Annotated in this window: 22 protein-coding genes; 1 reads left to right on the top strand and 21 read right to left on the bottom strand. The window is 46.7% G+C overall.

What is annotated here, in order from left to right; genetic code table 11:
* Positions 1-24: 24 nt before the first annotated feature.
* The 6 genes from hemL to ccsA are packed head-to-tail and all read right to left on the bottom strand — an operon-like array spanning position 25 to position 6,143.
* Entirely contained in the window at positions 25-1,326 is a 1,302-nt protein-coding gene (hemL, locus tag MHI37_RS08910; RefSeq protein ID WP_076337353.1) for a glutamate-1-semialdehyde 2,1-aminomutase, read from the bottom strand.
* Positions 1,319-2,329 (bottom strand): porphobilinogen synthase, encoded by a 1,011-nt coding sequence (hemB, locus tag MHI37_RS08905; RefSeq protein ID WP_076337352.1) that lies wholly within the window; start codon positions 2,327-2,329, stop codon positions 1,319-1,321. Before hemB ends, hemL begins: the two co-directional genes overlap by 8 nt.
* Positions 2,330-2,345: 16 nt before the next feature.
* On the bottom strand, positions 2,346-3,899 hold the full coding sequence (gene cobA / locus MHI37_RS08900; RefSeq protein ID WP_256710548.1) for a uroporphyrinogen-III C-methyltransferase: 1,554 nt from the start codon (positions 3,897-3,899) through the stop codon (positions 2,346-2,348).
* Between the two features lie 5 nt (positions 3,900-3,904).
* Positions 3,905-4,876, bottom strand: a complete 972-nt coding sequence (hemC, locus tag MHI37_RS08895; protein WP_076337350.1) for a hydroxymethylbilane synthase — start codon at positions 4,874-4,876, stop codon at positions 3,905-3,907.
* Complete coding sequence (locus MHI37_RS08890; protein ID WP_076337349.1) at positions 4,876-5,520, bottom strand: bifunctional precorrin-2 dehydrogenase/sirohydrochlorin ferrochelatase; 645 nt, start codon at positions 5,518-5,520, stop codon at positions 4,876-4,878. Before MHI37_RS08890 ends, hemC begins: the two co-directional genes overlap by 1 nt.
* Before the next feature lie 29 nt (positions 5,521-5,549).
* Complete coding sequence (ccsA, locus tag MHI37_RS08885) at positions 5,550-6,143, bottom strand: cytochrome c biogenesis protein CcsA (RefSeq protein ID WP_076337348.1); 594 nt, start codon at positions 6,141-6,143, stop codon at positions 5,550-5,552.
* Between the two features lie 135 nt (positions 6,144-6,278).
* Here ccsA and MHI37_RS08880 point away from each other — a divergent pair, with 135 nt between their 5' ends.
* Complete coding sequence (locus tag MHI37_RS08880; protein WP_076340182.1) at positions 6,279-7,523, top strand: IS4 family transposase; 1,245 nt, start codon at positions 6,279-6,281, stop codon at positions 7,521-7,523.
* A gap of 176 nt (positions 7,524-7,699) precedes the next feature.
* Here the strand turns inward: MHI37_RS08880 and MHI37_RS08875 are convergent, their stop codons facing one another.
* The 15 genes from MHI37_RS08875 to ispG form a co-directional block, all read right to left on the bottom strand.
* Positions 7,700-7,969 (bottom strand): hypothetical protein, encoded by a 270-nt coding sequence (locus tag MHI37_RS08875; protein ID WP_076339080.1) that lies wholly within the window; start codon positions 7,967-7,969, stop codon positions 7,700-7,702.
* A gap of 22 nt (positions 7,970-7,991) precedes the next feature.
* The gene (gene hemA, locus MHI37_RS08870) at positions 7,992-9,374 is read right to left on the bottom strand and encodes a glutamyl-tRNA reductase (RefSeq protein ID WP_076339081.1); all 1,383 of its coding nucleotides are present in this window, start codon (positions 9,372-9,374) and stop codon (positions 7,992-7,994) included.
* A gap of 197 nt (positions 9,375-9,571) precedes the next feature.
* Positions 9,572-9,970 carry an adenosylmethionine decarboxylase gene (gene speD, locus MHI37_RS08865; RefSeq protein WP_076339082.1) on the bottom strand — a complete coding sequence of 133 codons (399 nt, stop codon included), beginning with the start codon at positions 9,968-9,970 and terminating at the stop codon, positions 9,572-9,574.
* A 587-nt stretch (positions 9,971-10,557) separates the two neighbouring features.
* Entirely contained in the window at positions 10,558-11,226 is a 669-nt protein-coding gene (locus MHI37_RS08860) for a YjgB family protein (protein WP_083676486.1), read from the bottom strand.
* A 298-nt stretch (positions 11,227-11,524) separates the two neighbouring features.
* On the bottom strand, positions 11,525-11,674 hold the full coding sequence (locus MHI37_RS08855) for a hypothetical protein (RefSeq protein ID WP_218638950.1): 150 nt from the start codon (positions 11,672-11,674) through the stop codon (positions 11,525-11,527).
* Positions 11,675-11,680: 6 nt separating this feature from the next.
* A complete protein-coding gene (locus tag MHI37_RS08850; RefSeq protein ID WP_076339084.1) occupies positions 11,681-12,271 on the bottom strand; it encodes a non-ribosomal peptide synthetase module in 591 nt (196 codons plus the stop codon).
* 189 nt (positions 12,272-12,460) lie between these two features.
* The gene (yihA, locus tag MHI37_RS08845; protein ID WP_076339085.1) at positions 12,461-13,048 is read right to left on the bottom strand and encodes a ribosome biogenesis GTP-binding protein YihA/YsxC; all 588 of its coding nucleotides are present in this window, start codon (positions 13,046-13,048) and stop codon (positions 12,461-12,463) included.
* Positions 13,045-15,414: an endopeptidase La gene (lon, locus tag MHI37_RS08840; protein ID WP_076339086.1), complete on the bottom strand. Its 2,370-nt coding sequence runs from the start codon at positions 15,412-15,414 to the stop codon at positions 13,045-13,047. The genes yihA and lon overlap by 4 nt, the downstream gene beginning before the upstream one ends.
* A 37-nt stretch (positions 15,415-15,451) precedes the next feature.
* Positions 15,452-17,155, bottom strand: coding sequence for an ATP-dependent protease LonB (lonB, locus tag MHI37_RS08835; RefSeq protein ID WP_076339087.1), 1,704 nt, complete (start codon positions 17,153-17,155; stop codon positions 15,452-15,454).
* A 146-nt stretch (positions 17,156-17,301) separates the two neighbouring features.
* Positions 17,302-17,544 (bottom strand): hypothetical protein, encoded by a 243-nt coding sequence (locus tag MHI37_RS08830; RefSeq protein ID WP_076339088.1) that lies wholly within the window; start codon positions 17,542-17,544, stop codon positions 17,302-17,304.
* Positions 17,545-17,557: 13 nt separating this feature from the next.
* Positions 17,558-18,781: a Ger(x)C family spore germination protein gene (locus MHI37_RS08825; RefSeq protein ID WP_076339089.1), complete on the bottom strand. Its 1,224-nt coding sequence runs from the start codon at positions 18,779-18,781 to the stop codon at positions 17,558-17,560.
* Positions 18,782-18,783: 2 nt separating this feature from the next.
* A complete protein-coding gene (locus MHI37_RS08820; RefSeq protein WP_076339090.1) occupies positions 18,784-19,881 on the bottom strand; it encodes an endospore germination permease in 1,098 nt (365 codons plus the stop codon).
* Positions 19,878-21,452, bottom strand: a complete 1,575-nt coding sequence (locus tag MHI37_RS08815; protein ID WP_076339091.1) for a spore germination protein — start codon at positions 21,450-21,452, stop codon at positions 19,878-19,880. Before MHI37_RS08815 ends, MHI37_RS08820 begins: the two co-directional genes overlap by 4 nt.
* Positions 21,449-22,546 (bottom strand): endospore germination permease, encoded by a 1,098-nt coding sequence (locus MHI37_RS08810; protein ID WP_076339092.1) that lies wholly within the window; start codon positions 22,544-22,546, stop codon positions 21,449-21,451. The genes MHI37_RS08815 and MHI37_RS08810 overlap by 4 nt, the downstream gene beginning before the upstream one ends.
* Positions 22,547-22,720: 174 nt before the next feature.
* A complete protein-coding gene (gene ispG, locus MHI37_RS08805; RefSeq protein ID WP_076339093.1) occupies positions 22,721-23,830 on the bottom strand; it encodes a flavodoxin-dependent (E)-4-hydroxy-3-methylbut-2-enyl-diphosphate synthase in 1,110 nt (369 codons plus the stop codon).
* Between the last annotated feature and the right edge of the window lie 21 nt (positions 23,831-23,851).

The following is a 23,851-nucleotide window of genomic DNA, read 5'->3' as shown; positions in this document are numbered from 1 at the left end:
AAAATCTTCTTGCATGACTACGAATTATAAACGGCTGAATGCTGTATCATGCGCCGCAATCGTTGCATCAATGTCCTCATCGGTATGAACGGCAGAAACAAACATACCCTCAAATTGAGAAGGGGCGACGCTTACCCCTAAATCCAGCATAGATGAAAAATAGGACTTGAACCGTTCAAGATCCGACGTCTTTGCCGTTTCAAAATTAATAACAAAGGTGTCCGTGAAGAACGGACATACCATGGAGCCTACACGATTAATCGTGCTTGCAATGCCATGCTTCCGCGCATTGGCTTCGAATCCAAGCTGCAGTCTCACGGCTTGACGCTCAAGCTGCTCGTATATTTTAGGCGTAAGCAGCTTAAGTGTTGTGTAGCCGGCCGCCATCGCCAGCGGGTTGCCCGACAACGTACCAGCTTGATAGATTGGTCCGCTTGGCGCGATCATTTCCATCAGCTCGCGTTTGCCGCCGTAGGCGCCAACTGGCAAGCCGCCGCCGATGATTTTGCCGAAGCAGGTTAAATCAGGCTTTATGTCATAAAGCCCCTGCGCGCAGCTGTAGCCGACGCGGAAGCCCGTCATGACCTCGTCAAAAATAAGTACCGTTCCATATTGTGTCGTAATATCGCGCAGTCCCTGCAGGAATCCAGGCAGCGGAGGAACCACACCCATATTCCCGGCAACTGGCTCAACAATAATACAAGCGATTTCCTCGCCGAACTTTTCAAAAGCAAGCTTTACCGATTCAATATCATTATATGGAACGGTAATCGTATGAGAAGCCACATGATCAGGCACGCCAGGACTATCCGGCAAACCAAGCGTGGCAACACCGGAGCCGGCTTTAATGAGCAGACTATCCGCATGTCCATGATACGAGCCTTCAAATTTCAAAATTTTATTCCGCTTCGTATAACCGCGTGCAAGCCTTAAAGCACTCATCGTTGCCTCCGTACCTGAGTTGACCATTCGAACGATGTCAACCGAGGGCACACGCTCGCAGACGAGCTCAGCCATAAGCGTCTCAAGCTCCGTTGGTGCGCCGAAGCTGGTGCCTCTCTCTGCTGTCCGCTTAATCACTTCAACAACCTCAGGATGAGCATGTCCCATAATGAGCGGACCCCAAGAAGCTACATAATCAATATAGCTGTTGCCATCAATATCATATATGCGGCTGCCCGCTCCGCGCTCCATATAAACGGGATTCAAGCCAACGGATTTAAATGCTCTAACCGGACTGTTCACACCGCCAGGGATAACTTTCTTTGCCCTTGCAAATGCTTCAACCGAACGTGCGTCATTTCTAGGGGTCGACTGATTACTCATTTGCTTCACCCGCTCCTTTCAGCCAAAGGGCCGCATCCTTCGCATGATACGTAATGATGAGATCCGCGCCTGCACGCTTCATCCCTGTTAGCGTCTCAAGAACGATTGAGCGCTCATCAATCCAGCCATTTGCAGCAGCGGCCTTGACCATGGAGTACTCCGCACTGACGTTATATGCGGCAACCGGCAAATGATATTTGTCTTTAAGCAGCCGTACGATATCGAGGTAGGCTAGCGCAGGCTTTACCATAAGCATGTCGGCACCTTCAGCAATGTCAGATTCCGCTTCGCGAAGCGCCTCGCGCACGTTTGCCGGATCCATTTGATACGTCTTCCGATCACCGAATTGCGGCGCCGAATGAGCAGCATCCCGGAAAGGACCATAATACGCGGAAGCAAACTTCACGGAATACGATAAAATCGCAATGTCGCTATAGCCTGCATCGTCGAGACCTTCGCGAATTGCAAGCACGAAACCATCCATCATATTCGATGGAGCAATGATGTCAGCACCTGCCTCCGCTTGTGATACAGCCGTCTGTACAAGAAGATCTAAGGATGAGTCATTATCCACTTCAGCAATTCCTGTTTCCTCGTGGACATGGACGATGCCGCAATGACCGTGATCAGTGAATTGGCACAGACAGGTGTCCGCAACGACAACAAGCTCAGGCGCCCACTCCTTCACTGCTCTTATGGCTTGCTGAACGATACCATTCGCATCATAAGCCGATGTCCCTAGTGCATCCTTAGTCTCGGGGATACCGAACAATAGCACCGATTGGATGCCTGCCGCCACCGTTTCACGAATCTCTTCTTCCAAACGATCCAGCGAAAAATGATAAACACCCGGCATTGAAGGAATTTCTTCTTTAATGTTATGCCCATACGTTACGAAGATCGGATATATAAAATCGTTCGCGCTCAGCACTGTTTCCCTAACCATGCTCCGAAGCGCAGATGTTCTGCGCAATCTGCGATTTCTAACTGTTGGAAAAATCATCGTTTATTCTTCCCCCTTACTTTATTAGCTTGCTGCTTTGCTGATGCTCAATAATGGCCTGAAGCAATCCATCCAGCGTCGAGTCCTCTGCCTCAATCGCAACCTTTAAGCCTGCATTAATAGCCGTCTGTGTCGTAATCGGGCCAATACTTGCAATCGGAATATTTTCCAGCAGCTCTACTGGATCTGCTATTCCTTTGCGCCTCAGCAATTCCAAAAGATTAGTTACGGTAGAGGAGCTCGTGAACGTAATCATATGAATTTCCTTCTCACGAATCCATTCCATAGCAAGCTCGTCCTGCTGATCCGCGAGCACCGTTTCATACACATCGATGACCGTCGGAATAAGTCCTAGAGCCTCCAGCTCACGAGGCAGCACCTCACGCGCCAAATCACCGCGCGGCAGAAGCACTCGCTCACCCGCATTAAGCTGCGGGGCAAGCTGCTCCAGCAGCCCTTCCGCGTGGAACTTCACTGGCAGCACCTCTGCGATTAAGCCATACTTTGCAAGCGCTGCAGCGGTCTTAGGACCTACCGCTGCAATCCGAGCACCGAAGAAGCGCCTGATATCGATTTGAAATTTACGCAGCCAGATGAAAAAATACTCAACGCCATTTACACTTGTAAACAACAGCCAGTTATACTGCTCCGCCTGCTCCAGCTGCTCTCTCATCGATTCGATAACGAGTGGATTAGAGGGCTCAATCGTCTCAATAACAGGAAATTCGCAAGGCTCCCCGCCGAGCGCTTCAATCTGATCGGCAAGCTCGCTCGCTTGCGCTCTAGCGCGAGTAACCAGCACACGCAAGCCAAATAGCGGCTTTCTCTCATACCATTGAAGCTTCTCGCGCTGCAGTACAACCTCGCCAACGACAATGACTGCAGGAGGCTGGAAATTCGCCTCTTTCACAATCGCTTCAATCGTGCTCAGCTTTCCAACAATCGTCCGCTGCTCGACTCGAGTTCCCCAGCGAATGAGTGCAACCGGCGTTTCAGGCGGCTTGCCATGCTTGATAAGCTGACCAGCAATATAACCTATTTTGGCAACACCCATTAGAAATATAAGCGTGCCTGTTGCGTTCGTAACTTTATCCCAATGAATCGAGCGATCAAGCTTATCCGGGCTCTCATGTCCCGTGATGATGGATAAGGACGATGCCAAATCACGGTGTGTAACCGGAATGCCTGCATAGGCAGGCACCGCTATCGCCGAGGTAATTCCGGGTACAATTTCAAATTCAACTCCATGATCATAGAGCAGCTCAGCTTCTTCCCCTACACGTCCAAAAATAGTAGGATCTCCGCCCTTCAAGCGTGTAACTGTTTTCCCTTGAAGCGCCAAATCCACAAGGAGTTGATTAATCTCCTCCTGCTTCATCGTATGGCGATCAGGCAGCTTGCCGACATAAATCCGCTCCGTCCCCGGCTTGACATGCCGAAGCAGTCTTGGACTTGCCAAACGGTCATATACGACCACATCGCATGCCTGAAGACATTCCAATCCGCGAATTGTAATCAGCTTCGGATCTCCCGGTCCGGCTCCGACCAAATAAACCTTCCCCTTGTTCAAGGCGGTCATCCCCCAATTTCAGCTAAAATTCGATCAGCGCCGCGGGCAACGAGTGCAGCCGCGACTTCTCGACCAAGCTGCTCAGGGTCCGTACCTTGCCTGACTTCCTTCAACAAGGTTATACCGTCTGGCGTCCCCACCATGCCCGTCATTACAAGCTGGAGGGTTCCGCTATCGCCTTCAATCTCATCTCCAAGCACGCAATAAGCGCCGATTGGAACTTGGCAGCCGCCGTTTAAAGAGCCAAGGAAGCTGCGTTCAGCTCGAACCGTAAGCTCTGTTTCATGGTCATTAATGAGGTTCAGCAATTCCCTAATCTGCTCGTCATTCTCACGGCATTCAATGCCGAGTGCACCTTGTCCTACCGCGGGCAAACAAATATCAACTGGAATATTCGAGGAGATGCGCTCCTGCCAGCCCATTCGGGTAAGCCCTGCAGTTGCAAGAACAATCGCATCAAGCCCTTCGGTTTCTAATTTCCGAATACGGGAATCAATATTTCCTCGGATCGATTCCAGCTGAAGATCCGGTCTCGCGTTTTTGAGTTGGCTGGAGCGGCGAAGGCTGCTCGTTCCGACCCGAGCACCTAGCGGCAAGTCATCGAGCGAGCTGCCTTCCCGCATCACAAGACAGTCCCTAGGATCAACACGCCTCGGAATCGCACCATTAATCAAGCCTTCTGGAAGCTCGTAGGGCATATCCTTCATACTATGGATCGCCAAATCAATATCGCCGTCCACAAGCGCTTGTTCAATTTCTTTAACGAACAAGCCTTTCCCGCCTACCTTAGACAAGGTGACATCAAGAATACGGTCACCCTTGGTTACAATTTTTTTCACCTCGAACGTATAATCAAAGCCGTGCTTCTCGCAAATTAACTTCAGCTCATCAATAACCTGTCCGCTTTGCGTCAATGCGAGTGCGCTTTGCCTTGTTCCTACTACGATGACGCGTTTACCCTGATCTGTTACTTTCATTATGTATGCCTCCTGTCTGTCCGATGAATCAGGCTTTGCAGCCATTCATCGATGTCAATGCTATGATGCTCCGGCTGTTCGATCTCATCGGCCGCGAGCTTGAGAATGGTCTTTCTTTTCTGTTCATCGCTAATGGTGCTGCGAACATGTTCACGCAATCGACGAAGCTGCATGACCATATGTTCATACTCCGGTCCATAACTCGCAGCCAGCTTTTGTTTAATTTGCTGTGACAATGCGGGACTTGCTCCTGAGGCGGTTACGGAAAGCAATAAATCGCCCCTTCGCACTACCGAGGGGGATATGAACGAGCTGCTCTTTGATTCATTGGCCGCATTCACCCATATGCCGAGTCGCACTCCATCGGCAGCTACAGCCTCATTTACCTGTCTATCATCTGTTGCCGCAAAAACAAGCCATGCGCCATGAAGATCGGCAGCCGAATATGCCCCTTGCCGACTTCGAATCTTCCCCGCAGCAGCCCACTCCATGATGACCTGTGTAAAGGCTGGACTAATGGCCCATACGTCATCCGCCCCGGCCTCCAGAAGTCCAAGCAGCTTCCGCTGCGCGATTGTGCCACCGCCAATGACGACACAACGTTTGCCTTTTAGCTGTAAGACAACCGGATAAAAACCATTCATAGCGCTGCTCCCTCCGGTTTATTCACCCTTTAGTGAAACGAGGATAAATAGTTAGTAAATAAATTCAAGAGCAGCATGGTGAATGAAATTAAATATAGACGGGCCAGCTGCAGTCCCGCACGTTTAAGCATCGATCGTTGGTAGACGTAAATAATATACATAATCAAAGTGCCAAAGGAGGTCAACACCTTCCAGTCCAAAAGAAGTGCCGCTTTTCCTTCAACTAGCAAGGTGGTTACTGCAATTGCCAACGACATCGCGAGCAAGGGAACGCCGATGATAGCCGCTCGGTCGCCATATCGTTCAATCATGTCTAAGCTTGGCAGTCTTCTTACAAAATTTGTCCATCTTTTTCTTTTTAATTGATTATGCAAAAACAAATACATGCCTGCAAATAAAGCTCCGAGCGTCAATGCTGCATAAGCGCATAGGATGAGACTGATGTGTATGTATAATAGCTCTCTTGTTGTTTTCCAAACCTCAAGCGTCCCGCTGTTCCCAGGATTGCTGTATAGATTTAAAGCCAGTACGGCAAAGCCGATAACATTGACAAAAAACACGATAAAATCAATTTTTATAAACCGGCTCACTAGCATTGCATAAACAAAAATCAGATTTGTCAAGTGCGATCACCGAAAAGCCTATATGAGAAAATTGTTCTAAATATGTAATAATTAAGGTGGCTTTACCCAAAGAAAAAACCTTATGATTAGGGAAGAAGACAGTCCTGTCCAAATCCCTACTCATAAGGAGATCGCATGGACAAGGATACTACAAAATCCACTTTTAAGGAATACCTTATTCCTCTTGATCGAGAATTTTTATTGAACCAGATTGCAAAACTTGGACTGGATAAGTACACGAAGAAGCTGGATTCCGTTACATTCTGTAAGTTGTTTATCTTTGCACAGTTGTGCCAAGTCAAGAGTTTGGCTGACATCAGTTTGGACGTTCGCATGAGTGAAGAGCTGCAACGAGAACTGGCATTGGAATCGATCAGTGCTTCGCAGCTTTCCCGAAAATTGCGAGACTTGGATCCAGGTCTATTCGATGCGACACTTGGCCATCTCATTCAGCAGATTCACAGGGAATACGGCTTTCAGAAAGGAACGGCAGCACTTGGACGGTTGAATCTGATTGATTCTTCCACGATCTCTCTCTGTCTAACGAAGCATCGGTGGGCAGAATTTCGCAACACGAAAGCTGGCATCAAGATGCATACCCGCGTAGTCTATCACGAACAGATGGTAAGTCCAGATAAAGTCGTCCTTAAACCGGCAAAAGCCTCGGACAAGACAGAGATGAACGAGCTTGTCGTGCAGGAACCGGATGCGATGAATCTGTTTGACCGCGCTTATCTCGATTATGACTTATTCGACCAGTATTGCGAAAATGGTACGCGATTCATCACTCGTTTGAAGGCTAATGCGGTCGTCACGGTCCTTGAAGAGAAGGTTGTGAATGCCGAGGGACCCATTCTAAGAGAAGCCATCGTGCGATTAGGCAAGCCTGGTGTAAACCAAATGGAGCATACGCTGCGGTTAATCGAAACACATGATAGCAAGGGCAATCTCATTACCATCATCACGAATGAAAGGACCATGGAGCCAATCGAGATTGGCGAGCTCTACCGTCGCCGCTGGCACATCGAGTTGTTCTTCAAGTGGGTCAAGCAGCATCTGCACATTAAGCGGTTCTATGGTATCAGCGCCAATGCAGTCTATACGCAAATCCGCATTGCACTCATCACGTATTGTCTGCTTCTGCTTCTTAAGCGAAAGATTGCGTTCCAGGGTAACTTATTAATCATCTATAAACTGATGCAACGTTGCTGGGACGAGCCCTTGATAGCGATGATCCGAAAATGGTACGGGGACCGCACCCGAACATCCAAGGGGCGACGGACCTACGATCATGAGCGCATATTTGCGGAGACGCTACAGCAATTCGAGAATGGTGAAGAAGATCACTTGGACGAACTGGCATATGATCCGGTAATTTAAATATCTAACATTATGTGGATAATGGATTGTCTGAATCACAGCACCCCTTGTCTTTTTGGCACTAACTGTCATGATTTTATATTCTGAAAATTCTCACTAACCATAGGTCTCCTTTCTTTTACTAATACTGTAACCTGGATAAGCGCTTGACAAGACTATACGATTTTTATGCAATGCTAGTGAAACCGGCTAATAACTAATGAAATCGTGACGAGAAGCCAAGAAAAGCCAAGCCAATACCCAAAATTAGTTACTGCCGATATTTGCAAGTGATAAATAATTCTAGAAAGCAAGTAAGCGGTCTGTAATACCCATACAAAAACAAGCAGCCCTGTACCCATCCGTTTTGCTTTCCGACTTGCATTAATAAAGTCGGAAAAATAAAACAGTAGGCTCAGGGCGTAGATGTAAAGTATCGCATCGTATAAAAAGTTTTGCGTCACCATGTTTCCTCCACATTGCGGCCCTCTAGCTTGTAATGGATGCTAATACCGCCGCGGCTGCATGGGGTTGAACGTTTTTCTTTTGGGCTGCAGCGACAGTAACTGTTGCCGTTTCAAGCTCTGCTTGACGCGTCTTAGCAAGCTCTTCCTCCAGCGCAAACAGCTTAACGAACATATCCATTGCCTCGTCCGCTCTTTTTTCACCAGCCATTTCTTTAATACGCAAAATTGGGTCCTGCATCATTTGGTTCACAATGCTTTTTGTTAGCTTGCGAATGACCTTCAGCTCGTGTTCGCCAAGGTCAGGCAATTTATTCTTCAGGCTGTTCATCGTTTCCTCATGAATGCCTGCTGCTTTGGTTTGCAGCGATCTAATCAATGGCACTACCCCCAGCGTTTTATACCACTGCTCAAAGAGCTCAATCTCTTCGGAAATCATCGCTTCAATTTTAGCAGCTTCCGACCGTCGATGCTCTAGGTTGCTCTCTACTATACCTTCCAAATCATCAATATCGTAAAGGAACACGTTCTCCACCGCAGCAATGGAAGGGTCTAAATCACGTGGAACTGCAATATCGATCATGAACAATGGCTTGGCCTTGCGGCGCTGCATTGCTGCTGCTACCTGTTGTCGAGTAAGGACATAACCATCAGAGCCCGTAGAGCTGATAATAATATCCGCTTCATGAAGCTTCTCAGCAGCATCCTCCATGGACCAAGCGAGGCCGTTAAACTTGTCCGCCAGCTTCGCAGCCCGTTCAAAGGTGCGATTGACGACCACAACACGATCCGCGCCATTGGAGTACAAATGTTTAGCCGTCAGCTCGCTCGTTTCGCCAGCACCAATGACCATAACCGTTTTTTTGTTGAATTGACCAAATATTCGTTTGCCAAGTTCAACTGCTGCATAGCTGACAGATACAGCCGATTCACCAATGCTAGTCTCCGAATGCGCGCGTTTAGCCATTGTAACAGCCTGCTTAAATAGCATATTAAATACGGTACCTGTCGTCTTCTGCTGTTGAGCAAGCAAAAAAGCGCTTTTGACTTGTCCTAAAATTTGGGTCTCGCCGATAACCATGGAATCGAGCCCGCTCGTAACACGGAATAAATGCTCAATTGCCTTCTCGTCCTCATACATATATAGATGGTTCGTAAAATGCTGCCTAGGCAGCTTAAACCATTTTTCCATAAAGCTACGAATATAATGTCCGCATAAGTGATGCCTGTCTACTACTGCATATATCTCAGTCCGATTGCAGGTCGCTACTATGACACATTCCATTATGCTTTGTGTCTGAATGAGCTGTATTAATGCTTCCGGCAAATCCCTTTCCGCGAACGCAAACTGTTCTCTTACTTCTACGGGAGCCGTTCGATAATTCAGTCCTACTGAAATAATGTGCATGCGCGGTCACCTGCCTCCTTCTCTAGTGCGTATACTCCATTGATGTCATCGATAATTATAGCATAGTTCGACATTCAGATAATGTTCATTTATGAATAATATTTGAAAAGTACAATCATATTATTCCCTTTCATGCAAAGAAATAACCATGGATAGAATCCATGGTTATTTCGCTATGACGATAAGTTTTAAGGCTCCTATACGAGCTCAGTTTGTTTCATTTTCGGTTCTTCTACTTGCAGTTCGCCCATACCGCGTACAAGCTTCTTCGCGTATGTCGCTTTTGGCTTCAGTACAGCTAGCATGTAATCAATCGCAAGCTGAGGATCAACAGTTTCACCGCAGGTATAACAGTCCAGCGCGGCAAAGCCTCTCTCAGGATACGTATGAATCGAGAGGTGACTCTCCGACAGCAGCACGAGCACAGTTGCGCCTTGAGGATCAAATTGTTTCGCTTGAACTGACATTACAGTAGCACCACATGCTTCAGCAGCCTCTACCATATGTGATTGCAAAAATTCAGCGCTGTTCAACAAGTCAAAATCTACACCCCAAGTATCAACAGCAACGTGTCTTCCGAAAGTTGAGTATTCCATCTTCCGGTTCCCCCTTCCTAGGAATAAAATGTTTGAAAAATTTCATCCGCTAGGACCTACGTCATTCACTTCTCGAGGGATTAATCTCTCGCAACATAACTATGTCCTGAGTGAATCCTGGTTCCTATTATTGTCGTAAACAATGCTTTCAACAATGTTTTCAACGAGAATAAAAATAACATCTATCCGAGATAATTGCAACAGTTATTTTTTTTATACTAGGAAATTATACGTTTCACATTTATAATCCGCCTATATTATTGCGAGATAATTCTTGTGAATAGATAAGAACGGCAACAGCCGTTTCACCTTGAAATATAGGAAAGCATATCACTTCGCCATGCTTTCTCTATATTTCTCCGGAATGAAACGCGCCAACGCCATATGGATGGCGACAGCCGTTTCACCTTGAAATATAGGAAAGCATATCACTTCGCCACGCTTTCTCTATATTTCTCCGGAATGAAACGCGCCACCGCCATATGGATGGCGACAGCCGTTTCACCTTGTTAATGGTCATTTGCCATAAAATTTAGCTCCGTCTTTAATTTATGACAGGTAAGCTTATCCTGTAACAGCGCCTTTACTTACCCAGCCATATTATTTTTAGCGTCAGCATCGCTATAGACAGAGATGTGATCAACCTTGCCCGTTGCCTTAGGAATGACAAACTTCAGCTTATATTGCTCGCTCACTTGATAGGTGAAAATATCATCCGTGCCATTTGCCAATATTTCATCCGCAGAGCCTAAAGCGATCTCTAGTTCCTTCAGTGTAATGGACTGAAGCTCGTCTGCGTAGGATCTTACATCAAACACAATCATCCCTTTGTTGTACCCGAACGTAATTCCTCTATCTTCGTACGTTGCGTATATCCCTTTGCCCGCCGACTCATTCGAATCAGCTTTCCCCCACTTCTTCTCTATCTCATCAAAAAGTGCGGTATGCGCGGCATAATCACTGCCTGCTACCTTGCCTTCCTTCGACAGCTTATAAATCGAGCTAATCAATTGGCTGACTTCATCGGGGGCGCTCGCTGGGTCTCCCGCAGTATTCTCTGCCCCCTTGCTAGGCTCAGCAGTAGCTTCAGGAGCCCCAGGAGGCTCTGTGCTTGGCGAATGGCTTGGCTGCACTGTCTCCGATGCTGGCGGCGTTACGTCCGCCTCCTCATTGCTGCAGGCCGTCAAAGATAAAGCAATCGCAAAGGATATTCCGATTGCGAAATACTTGAATCGTTTAGCATGCTCCATCATCATCCATCTCCTTACGGTGTCTAGTTTCTCTGCCTTGTTATAACTAACAGCAAATCAGTCCAATTTGTTGCACTATTCTCAAAAGAACAAAATCACCCTTACAGGTAATTGGAAATCACAGACACATCAGCTCACACTTCTAACGGAAACCACAGCCGCTAAATCGCCTTTATTGTTCATTTTAAGATTCTAACGGAAACACAGGCCTCTATTTGTACCCTGCATGCCGGATCTCGCTTCATTTCTGCGGAATAGCGTCTCCCTCTTCCGTTAAAATGTGAAGCTAACCAAAAATGGAACTTTAGCGTCCCTGGTTTCCGTTAGCTTTCGTTATCCGCTCTCCGGCTGCTGGTGCAGCATCGTTATCAACAGCTTCAGGGAATGCATAGTTTCCTATACAGAAAAAAAAAGGAGCCGCTGCTGCGGCTCCTTTAATCATTTCTATTCTCATTCTCAATTAAGCTTCAAGAACGAAAAGCTTGTGCGTCAAATCCGATAATCGCTCATCGATTTTGCTAATTTCCACAGCATCTGATGTTTGATTGCGAAGATCAAGCAGTTCGTTAACCGCACTGCCAAGCAAGCCAATCTCACGTTCAATTAAACGACTGCGGAACACTCTCTCCAGTTGACCGAGTGTATCCTTAAACTCAAATACGACACGGTCGCCCGTCTTGGAGCTTTCAACAATTTGGTGGACGGAACCATTCTTATAATGATAGATCATCGTATAATGACTGTAGATTCGGTTGACGATCGCGTTGCCGCGGAAAGCAGATATTGCTTTTCGCATGGCATTGGTCAGCCTCGGTTGCACAAGACGGCAAGACATTACGCAAACATAATATTGGTTTTGACGTTCAAAGGTCAGTCGGACTTCTTCCCTCCCTGCCACATCTTCGAGAACGAGCTCCTGATTTCCGTTATCGAGCACTAACACCTGAAGGTGAATTTGCTGCTCTTCAAATAAACGGATAAACTCAGCCATCTCTTCATTCGTCAACTGCAGTTTGGCATTTACATACTCTGTGGCTAGCCGCTTAGCCATAAAAATCTCCTCAATTCTTTGAACTTGCACGCTTTGGTCTTGTTGCTTAAATATATTATACGTGATCCGAGCACTTTATTCCTGCTCTCCATCCTCGATATTCTCGCATATTCCACAATATAACGGAAAAATTCACGAGGAACACCGACTTTTACACTGTATCCTCTGCTTTTTCCTGCACTAGCTACCTCATGTAGCTATAGCCTCGGTAATAACCTCCCAAAGCTGCTCGCGCCCAAGCCCTGATTCAGAGGAAAATAATACGACGGTATCGCGCGAATTAGTCTCTAGCGTCGTCTTAATCATTTTAATATGCTTGTCCCATTTGGTCTTTGGAATTTTGTCCGCCTTCGTCACAACGATACAGGTTGGAATATCGTAATGCTTGAGCCATTTGTACATTTGCTGATCCTGCTCCGAGGGCTCATGGCGAATGTCGATAATGAGCAGCTGCAGCTTGAGAGGTTTGCGATCGCGAAGATAACGCTCGATCATCTCACCAAATTGGACACGCTGCGTCTTAGACACCTTAGCATAGCCATAGCCTGGAAAGTCTACTAAATAAATGAGATCGTTGACGCGGTAGTAGTTAAGCTGCTGCGTCTTGCCTGGCTGCGAGCTTGTTCTTGCTAAGTTTTTGCGTAAAATCAGTTTATTAATCAATGAAGATTTTCCAACATTCGAACGTCCTGCCAGAGCAATCTCTGGCAAGCCGTCCTCTGGGTATTGATGAGGCTTAACTGCACTGATGACAAACTGAGTATCTGTAATTTTCATAATATCGATGTACCTGCCTTCTCCTCCGTTTGAATCGGAAGCAACGCATGCTGCAGCACTTCATCCATATGACTGACAGGAAAAAATCGCATTTCATTACGTACGCTATCGGGAATATCCCGTAGATCCCGTTCATTGTCTTTCGGCAACAGTATGGTACGAATACCTGCACGATGCGCGGCGAGCGATTTTTCCTTCAAACCGCCGATCGGCAGCACTCGTCCTCTAAGTGTTATTTCTCCAGTCATCGCTACTTCCTTGTTCACATAGCGGTTCGTAAGAGCAGAAATAAGCGCTGTTGCAATGGTAATGCCAGCCGATGGTCCGTCCTTCGGTATTGCGCCCTCGGGAATATGAATATGAATATCGTTTTTCTCGTGGAAGCCGGGGTCAACACCGAGCTCAATTGCCCTCGAGCGCGTATAGCTGAATGCTGCTTGAGCGGATTCCTTCATGACATCACCTAGTTTACCAGTTAACGTTAGCTTTCCGCTACCCGGCATTATCGTTACTTCGATAACTAACGTATCGCCGCCCACCTCAGTCCATGCGAGTCCCGTAACTGCACCGATCTGGTTTTCACTCTCAGCAAGGCCATGTCGGAACTTCGCAGGTCCTAGAAACTCCTGAAGCTTCTCACTAGTTAAAAGCAGCGGCTCCACCGTTTCCTGCTGCTCCTGCGAGACAAAGTGTTTCGCTGCCTTCCGGCATACCGCCGCAATTTGCTGCTCCAAATTCCGAACGCCTGACTCCCTAGTATACTCCCTGACGAGCTGCAGCAGCACTTCTTCTGAAACGTTAAGCTGCTCCTCGGTCAAGCCGTGCTCTCTCTTCTGCTTCGGCAGCAAATATCTTTTACCGATTTGCAGCTTCTCAAGCTCCGTATAACCAGGAATGTACAATACCTCCATCCGATCAAGGAGCGGACGAGGAATATTGTGCATCGCGTTGGCAGTCGTTACGAACATTACGTTGGACAAATCGAAAGGAACCTCGACAAAATGATCGCTGAACGTATTGTTTTGCTCCGGATCGAGCACCTCTAACAGCGCCGATGCCGGATCTCCACGGAAGTCCTGGGCCATTTTATCAATTTCATCAAGAAGAAATACAGGGTTCAAAGAGCCAGCCGTCTTCATCCCCTGAATAATTCTGCCCGGCATTGCACCTACGTAAGTCCGACGATGACCTCGAATTTCAGCTTCATCACGAACGCCCCCGAGTGAAATACGAACAAATTTACGGCCGAGCGACTTGGCAATCGAACGCGCAAGCGACGTCTTCCCGACTCCTGGAGGCCCAACCAAGCAGAGAATAGGTCCCTTCAATTGCTTGACGAGCTGCTGCACTGCCAAATATTCCAGCACCCGCTCCTTCGGTTTCTCCAGGCCGTAATGATCATCGTTAAGAATCGCTTCCGCCTTGCTGAGGCTTAAGTCGTCATTCGTCGTCTTATTCCATGGCAAAGATAGCAGCCAGTCGATATAGTTGCGAATAACACCACCCTCTGCTGAAGTTGAAGGCATTTTCTCAAGACGATCGATTTCTTTCTCGAGCTTTTCCTTTACCAGCTCAGGCACGCCTGCTTCAGCCAGCTGCGCTCTTAACTCTTCTACCTCGCCGGCGCGGCCTTCCTTCTCACCAAGCTCCTTCTGGATCGCTTTCATTTGCTCCCGCAAATAATATTCCTTCTGCGTTTTTTCCATTTGCTTCTTGACGCGTTGGTTTATTTTGCGCTCAAGCTCAAGCACCTCGCGCTCATTATTCAAAATATCGAGCAGTCTCTCCAGTCGTTCACCAACCTCGACGGTTTCAAGAATATCCTGCTTATCTTTGATTTTGAGCGACAAATGGCTGGTAATCACATCTGCAAGCCGTCCTGGCTCATCGATATCTGACACAGCCGCATAGGTTTCCGGTGTGACCTTTTTGGACAATGAAATATAATGCTCAAATTGACTGAGTACAGAACGCATAAGCGCATCAACCTCAGGAGCATCCGTTTCCTGCTCCGGCAATTCCTTTACTGACACTTCATAAAACTCATCATTAGGCAAATAGCTCAAAATTTCTGCGCGACTAACGCCCTCCACCAGCACGCGGATGGTGCCATTAGGCAGCTTCAGCATCTGTCTTACCTTTGCGATGGTGCCAACTTTATAAATATCTTCCTCTGTCGGCTCCTCAATATTCACCTCAGACTGTGAACAAAGCAATATCATATGATCTTCGACCATCGCGCGCTCTAGCGCCCGAACCGATTTGTCCCTACCCACATCAAGGTGCAGCACCATGCTGGGATAAACGAGCAGCCCTCTAAGCGGAAGCAAGGGCAGCCGACGACCTTTCGATTTATTAGGTCCCACACCAGCACCTCCAAATGTTAACATCTACCCTAGTTTATCATTCTACGGAATCAGCCTGCAAATATGGAACGGCAGAAGCGATAAAAAGATCGGTTCCAAATGGCGCTTCCATATGAACGCGGGACACTTCTTCCCCTGGAAACACATATTTAAACACTTCCTCTACCTTCTCAACCGGAATTACCTTGAGGCCTTCTAAATCAGCGAAGATCGCCTGCCAGTTCTCTCTAGGTATAATAACAGTCTTCGCACCCGCTTGGAAAGCAGCCTCTACCTTAGCTAATACGCCGCCCACAGGCTTTACGTTCCCATGAATACCCACTTCGCCGGTCATCGCCAGCGTATTGTCAATGGGTATGCCTTTAATTGCCGAGGTGATCGCTGTTGCCATAGCAATGCCGGCAGAAGGACCATCAATCGGTGTACCGCCAGGAAAGTTGATATGCAAATCAAAGTCCTGCGTATTCAGGCCTACACGTCTTAATACAGTCAGCACATTTTCTACAGAACCCTTGGCCATGCTCTTCCTTCTTAGCGTCCGTGAACCACCGCCCAGCTCTTCCTCATCCACAACGCCAGTAATCGTAAATTGGCCTTTCCCGACAGCAGCAGGGATGGCGCTCACTTCAATTTCGAGCAGCGTTCCCATATTGGGCCCATACACGGCAAGTCCGTTCACGAAACCAATTTGCGGAGCCTCCGGTACCTTGCGGTCAGGACGGGGCGGAATTTGACTGCTATTTACAACCCACTCGATGTCGCCAGCAGTTATCGTATCACGCTTTTCTGATAAAGCAACACCAGCAGAGAGTTGAATGACATTTACCGCCTCACGACCATTGGTCGCATATCGTTTGACAACCTCAATCGCCTCTGGACATGGTGCAAAACCAATTTTTTTGACCGCATTTTCTGCTACTAAACCAATTTCCACTGCAAGCAAGGGACGGAAAAACACCTCCATGCAGCGTGAACGGATGGCAGGCGGAATTTCCTGCGGTGAACGTGTCGTTGCTCCGACCAGCCGAAAATCGGCAGGCAAGCCATTTTGAAAAATATCATGAATATACACCGGAATATTGGCGTCCTCCGAATTATAATAGGCGCTCTCGAGAAACACTTTGCGATCCTCCAGCACCTTTAACAATTTATTCATCTGTACCGGATGCAATTCCCCGATTTCATCGATAAATAAAATACCGCCGTGCGCTTTTGTCACAGCACCTGCCTTAGGTTGAGGTATGCCAGCCACTCCCATGGCGCCAGCGCCCTGATAAATGGGATCATGGACCGATCCGATAAGCGGATCAGCTATCCCTCGCTCGTCAAAACGTGCAGTAGTTGCATCGATTTCCGTAAATTTGGCTTCCGGCAAAAACGGAGAGGTCGGATTTTTTTTTGCCTCCTCCAGCACGACACGAGCCGCTGCAGTCTTCCCTACGCCCGGAGGACCATATATGATAACATGCTGAGGGTTTGCACTGCACAGTGCCGCCTTGAGCGCACGCAGTCCATCAAGCTGCCCTACGATGTCCTGCATCGACTGCGGCCTAGTTTTCTCGGCGAGCGGCTTAGTGAGCGATATGCTTCTCAGCTTGCGAAGCTTGTCCATCTCCTTACGAGACTCACGATCGACAGCAGAGCGGTTCGTCTTCTGATTGCGCAGCAAATTCCAGAAATACAAGCCAATTACAACAGCAAAAAACACTTGAATCAACATCAATATAACGCTAAAATTCATTAGCAACTCGCTCCTTTCAAGCGTAAACGGCAATAGCCGTAATTTAAATAAGCAACCTATCCGTAATAAGCATGCATACTTGATAGTATTGCCTCTATAAACCGGTAATAACCGTTATCGCGGTTATTTTTCATGAAGCAAATCCGTTAATCCAGAAAGCTTATTAGGTTAATGAAACGATTGATTGGTGCGAATAAAAAGCTGACCAGTGAAATCAAAGAATAGGTTGACCAGTCAAAATAATTGGATACAGCTATATAAAACGACCAAACCACCATTACAGCATAGAGAATACTTGACCGAAGCTGACCTTTTTTCAATAACGGCTTCATCCCAAGCCATAAAGACCCGATCAGCGCCAATGCGATGGCCACCATTGTGAAATTCAAGCCGCACCCCCTGCTATTGACTTTCCTGTATTTTTTTCATATTTATCGGTTGATTGGCAAGACCCACGTTAGACATTTTAATGTCCGCGGCTACTTTAATTTCAATTTCCGAAAATACGGCATCCCAATCCTGCTTCCATGTTTGCCATTGCTTGCGATACTTGCGATGCGCCAAGTCCGCAAAGCCAACCGCATCTGTATTCAGCCTTTGAACCGCCTTCCAGCCCGCTTCTGTATATCGAATGATATCCTGCTCTGCTGCCTTCTCCAGCTCAGATATAACCTCCGGCTTATAGTAATCGACAGCAGAACAATCCGACTGTGTCAATTCTGTTTTGCCTTTAATATCAACCTTCACGCTAATTTTCCCATCCTTTAACGTTGGAATAAGCTTGGTTCTGGATGTATCTAGCAATGCAGTTACATGCTTAGTGCTGTCGTTCGGGCAACCAAAGGTTAAGGTCGTTTTTTTGACATCATTTTTAATAAAAGCTACACCAAGCGCTTCTTCGCGGGATAGCCAGCCAACCATTCTATCCTTCTTGAGTACAGCTACCCTGCCTAATTTCACTTTTGCCGGCAACGTCGTGCTCTCAAACACTTTCAAAGAGGAGGCATCCGAATTTCCTGCAATAAAAACTTCCGGAAGCAATGCACTCGCAGAATCACTCGTAAGATTCATCGCTAGCTGATACATCTTCACCACCGGAAGCACAGACGCTTCCTCCGCCTCTAACATATTGATTTCCCTTATCGCATCACCCGAAATTTTACGAAGCTGCATCATCTGCTCCAATATCTTTCGCGAGCTTCCTGGCGTAACCAATACATTGACCGTTTCCCGAGCGTCCGAATTACGCAAATAGACGTCAAAAATCGGGTTCATACCGCGTCTAGCTGTTTCCTCACTAACAATGATGACTCTGTTATGAGCAAAATAAAGCTTTCGAGGACTCTCGAAAAAACTTTTGGAGTTCGCGTCCCTTATTGTTTTGCCAACAGTAGAATAGACATTTATAGGCGCGCCTGCGCCTCCGCCCGTTATCCCAATTCCCGAGGAAATGGAGGAGGGAATAACAACTTGAAAGGAGACGACCCAATCGTCCCCCTTCCGATCAATCGAGGTTGCGGATGTAATGGCAAGCTCATCAAGCTCAATTCTGTTCCAGCAGCCTGATAGAGAGGCGGAGCACAACAGAATTAGCATTATTTTCAGAGCTGTAATTTCCCATTTCATACCTACGCCCCCTCCGTTTTTCCTTTATGACGCGTGAACAGAAGACCGCACCAAATAAACAAGCAAATACCGTAATTACTAAACAAAAGAAAGAAGTTAAGCGTTGTATAGCTATATCTAACCATCAGTATATTGCTTGGCCAAGAGTACAACGACGTCGCCATGATGAGCAAACCGCCGGCAATGTATAAGCTCATATGTGATGTGACTTTAAAGGTTTGCGTAACGAGATGGAAGAAACAGAACATGAACACCGACACCTTCGCAAACATAGAAGCCATCCACGCTGAGAGCAGCAGCACATCAACACGTTCCACAAAGTTTCCGAACTCTACCGTACTGACCATTTCAAATGCAGGATAAGTAAATATACTTATTATTGTCTTCCCGAATACCGCTAAAGTGACCGCTGTAATTAAAGTAATCAATATACCGGAGATCAATGTGCCCCACACCGCAATTTTTACTGCAGCTTCCTTATTCTTCAAGAAGGGAACAAACAGCAGCAGTACGGATATTTCCGACAGCCAGCTTATAGGAAGAATGCCAGCTGCTAGATGATGAACTAGCGTCGCTTCAAACATCGGCAGAAACTGCTTAATATCAAATTGCTTCCATAGTAGAAAAGCGTTTATTCCCATAAAGATCAAGACCAGCACCAGCACAATAAAATGAACATTTCCGAGCGTGGGAATCCCCTGCGAACTCATATAGATACCCACTAGCGCAATAATTGCAGCCAGCATGAATAGAGGCGTAGAATACAGCATCTGCTCGGACAAAAAATTAGAAAAAAATCTCATAGTTGTAGCCGCCACTATTAAGTAATAACCGCATAAAAACAGTCCAATTACTGTCGTTATCACTTTGCCAAATCGGACTTCCAGCCAGGCCAGCAGTGACGATTGATCATTTTGGCGAGCTATACTCCCAATCGCAAAAGCGAAAAATAGCGCAGCAGCGACGCTCAGCAGCAGCGATATCCATCCATCCTGCTTTGATATTTGAATAATGTAGCTCGGGAGCAACAAAAAACCAGTGGGTAAAATCGTATTCACGACGATCGCCACAGCTTGAAGGCTGGAGAGACTTGGCTTCACAATACATCACTGCCTTCCTCAGAGTCGCCCTGCATGTCAGCGACACTGCTAGGCTGACCTTGACGCCTGCTGCCCTTCATTTTAGCGCTCGATGGACGCTTGCTCATGGCCCACCACGGAACTCTTATAAATACATCCTTTAAATTTCCAGGCACGAGCGGCGCTATAGGAGTTAAATACGGAACACCAAAGGAGCGCAGCGCCGACAAATGTGTAAGAAGAATCATCAGCCCAGCCAATATGCCAAATACACCGAAGCTGCCAGCTAGAATCATCAGCACAAAACGAATGAGGCGAGCTGCCGTCCCCATATTAACAGCCGGAATGACGAAGCTTGCAATAGCCGTAAAGGATACCACGATGACCATCGCAGCAGACACCAAGCCTGCTTGAACCGCAGATTGACCGAGCACAAGAGCACCAACGATCGATATGGCAGGACCGATAATCCTCGGCATCCTTACCCCAGCCTCCCGCAAAACCTCGAAGGTAATCTCCATAAGCATGGCTTCAACTAACGCAGGAAAAGGCACACCTTCTCTTTGTGCAGCAATGCTTATTAAAAGCGGTGTCGGGAGCATTTCCTGATGGAAGGTCGTAATCGCAATGTAGAGCGACGGCAGCAGCATGGAGGCAAAAAAAGAACCAAATCGAATAATTCGCAAAAAGGTTGCAATATCGTATCGCTGATAATAATCCTCACTGGACTGAAAAAAACGAACGAACGTTACGGGCGCCAGCAGAACGAAAGGTGTGCCATCAACAATAATAGCTACCTGTCCCTCCAGCAGCCCTGCAGCAACTGCATCAGGACGCTCAGAGTTTTGAAGCAGCGGAAATGGAGTGAAGGTCGTATCCTGAATAAACTCTTCAATATATCCACTCTCAAGGATGCTGTCCGTATCGATTGACTTTAGCCTTTTGTGCACTTCCTGTACGACGCTCTCAACTACAATACCCTTCATATATGCAACCGCTATTGTTGTTTTGGTTTGATGACCGATGATCATATACTCGAAACGCAAATTAGCCGATTTAATTTTTTTTCGAATGAGCGTTGTGTTCGTATGTAAACTTTCGGTAAAGCCTTCCTTAGGGCCGCGAACGACGGTTTGTGTGCTCGATTCCTCCACCGAACGTTTTTCCCCGCCAGTGGTACTAGCGATTAGCGCCTCATTAAAGCCGTCCAGCAATATAACCGAATTTCCTTCAAGCATCGAAAGCAATACTTCGCTTATACGATTGAGCTTCAACACACCGCCGATGGCTATAGAGCGATACATTAGGGTCTGAAAGGGTGTCTCCTCTTCTTCTGCCCTATCGCCGCAAAGAGGTGAAGGCTCTGAAATCATGCTCATCACAAGTAAATTAACGGCATTGGAATCCGCCATTCCAGCAATATAAAGCAAAGCCGCTTTGCTGTCTTTGTAGAGATGCAGCTGCCGAATAACGATATCCGGCTCAGTCCCGAGCTCATCCGTTACCATTTTTAAATTTTGCTCCAAATCCGTGGATAAGAGCTTTTCATTATTTTTAGTTGAATCCATTTCGATATCGATCTGCTTGTTCATTCCAAAAGCACCTTCTCACTTCTTCTCTTTTTCATAATGGCCAATAAAAGCAGCAGCAGCGGAAGTAGCATTTGGAAGATTGGAAAATGATATTTCACATTAAGCTGAAAGCCAATTCGCACTTGCTCCATGTAGCTTCTAAATACGAAGGACCCAATGAAAATCGCAGCCCCAATTAATATAATATTGTACTTCCGCTTAAATTTTATTAAATACGAGAGTGCTAATACAGCACCAAAATAATACGCCGTCAGCTTAAAAAACACACCTGTAAAAAGCTGTAATGCTACAAATGAGTCGATACGATCTAAGAACTGAAAAACTTCAATATGGCTGGTCAGCTGCATAAGCGGAATGCTTACTGTGGTGGAAATGTTCCCCAGACCCGCAAAAATAATCACATTCGTTAGCGTAATAAAGCAGCCCGCAAAAAAATAACTTTTCAAGCTCAGACTCATTAAGCCCTTCGATTTCGCGACATACTTCCAAAACATCAAGAACAGAACTAGCTCGCCAAATGGAAAGGATATGAGCTCCGGAAAGGCGGCATCCCAGATCGGTCCAAAGCCTGCGTCCATTATAGGGGTCAGGTTCTGAAAATGAAGCAAGCCTGAAACAGCAATTAGTACAAAAAATAAAATATAAATGCCGACGATGATCGGCAGAATTGCCTCCGCCATACGAAAAAAAACATCAATACCATGAAATACAGTAAAGGCTGCGATCGCACAAATAAGCAGCATCAACGCCGCCAATGGTGTTTCAGGCAGCAAATACATAATCATCAAATCTCCAAATTCTCTTACATTGCGAATAGCTTTATAGCAAAAATAAACGACATAAGAAAAAGAGATTATGTATCCTATTGGCTTCCCCAACAATTCAAATATCATTTCAACCAGATTTAGCTCCGGCATCAATCGATACAAGGTTAAATTAACAGCCCCTAACAATACCAAGCCAATTAACATACCTACAAATACAGCAATCCACGCATCCTTACCTGCATCGCTAGCCAGTAAAAACAAAGAGGAGCTTCCGATTAAAAACAGTATGATCATAGATCCAAGCTGATTCAGACTGATCTTCTCCACATTCGCTCTCCCCCCTTAGCGATCCGCACATAAAGAACTTTGTAATCATTATTTTCCCTTATTTTCTGAAAACTATGCATGATGCTAGCATCTATGCGAGCTCTTTCAGTTATAGGCAAACAAAAAAGAGGCTAACCAACATCTAAATTAGATGTTAATTAACCTCTTTATCGATTAAGCCGGCGTATGATGCTTGCGGCCAGGAATTTCGCCGGTCGCTTCAAATACTCGCACGATTTCATCTATTTCCTTCTTCAGTTCATCCAGCAGCTCAGCCTCAGGCACCTTACGGATCAGCTCACCGTAGCGGAAGAGCATACCCTCGCCTCTTGCTCCTGCAATGCCGATATCAGCCTCACGGGCCTCACCAGGACCGTTGACCGCACAGCCTAGTACAGAGACCTTGATCGGAACCTTGATCTTCGCAATATAATCTTCTACCTCGTTTGCAATCGAGAATAGATCAATATCCAATCTACCGCAGGTCGGGCAGGATACGAGCGTAGCTGCATTTGTGATTAAGCCGAATGTTTTGAGCAGCTCGCGAGCCACTTTAACTTCTTCCACTGTATCTGCACTAAGACTAATACGTAGTGTATTCCCTATGCCAAGCGCAAGCAAGGCGCCTATGCCTGCCGAGCTCTTGATCGTACCCGTATGCAGTGTGCCTGCTTCTGTAATACCAAGGTGGAGCGGATACTTGATTACTTTTGCTGCCATCGAGTAAGCCGCTATCGCCATCGGAACATCAGACGCTTTGAGCGACACGATGATATCATGGAAATCCAGCTCCTCCAAAATACCAATATGAAAAAGTGCACTCTCTACCATTGCTTCAGGCGTTGGATAGCCGTACTTCTCTAATAAATGATTTTCGAGCGAGCCTGCATTAACGCCGATTCGAATAGGGATGCCTTTTTCCTTGCACGCCTTTACAACAGCCTCTATCCGCTCACGACGACCGATATTGCCCGGATTAATCCGAACCTTGTCAATCCCGTTCTCAATTGCGAGAAGAGCCAAACGATAGTCAAAATGAATATCCGCAACGAGCGGAATATGAATGCGTTTTTTAATTTCTTTAATAGCTTCTGCTGCTTCCTTGTTGTTAACCGTAACCCTTACAAGCTGACAGCCTGCTTCTTCAAGACGCAATATCTCAGCGACTGTCGCATCCACATCAGCGGTCTTGGTCGTACACATACTTTGAATAAGAACTTCATTACTGCCGCCGATTGTAAGATTGCCGACTTTGACCGCTACCGTATCTTGACGTAAGTACATAAGTTTATCTCTCCCATGAAC

Source organism: Paenibacillus sp. FSL H8-0548 (assembly GCF_038630985.1).
GTDB lineage: Bacteria > Bacillota > Bacilli > Paenibacillales > Paenibacillaceae > Pristimantibacillus.
Note: the sequence above shows the minus strand (reverse complement) of the source record. Positions and strands in the feature narration are given on the sequence as shown.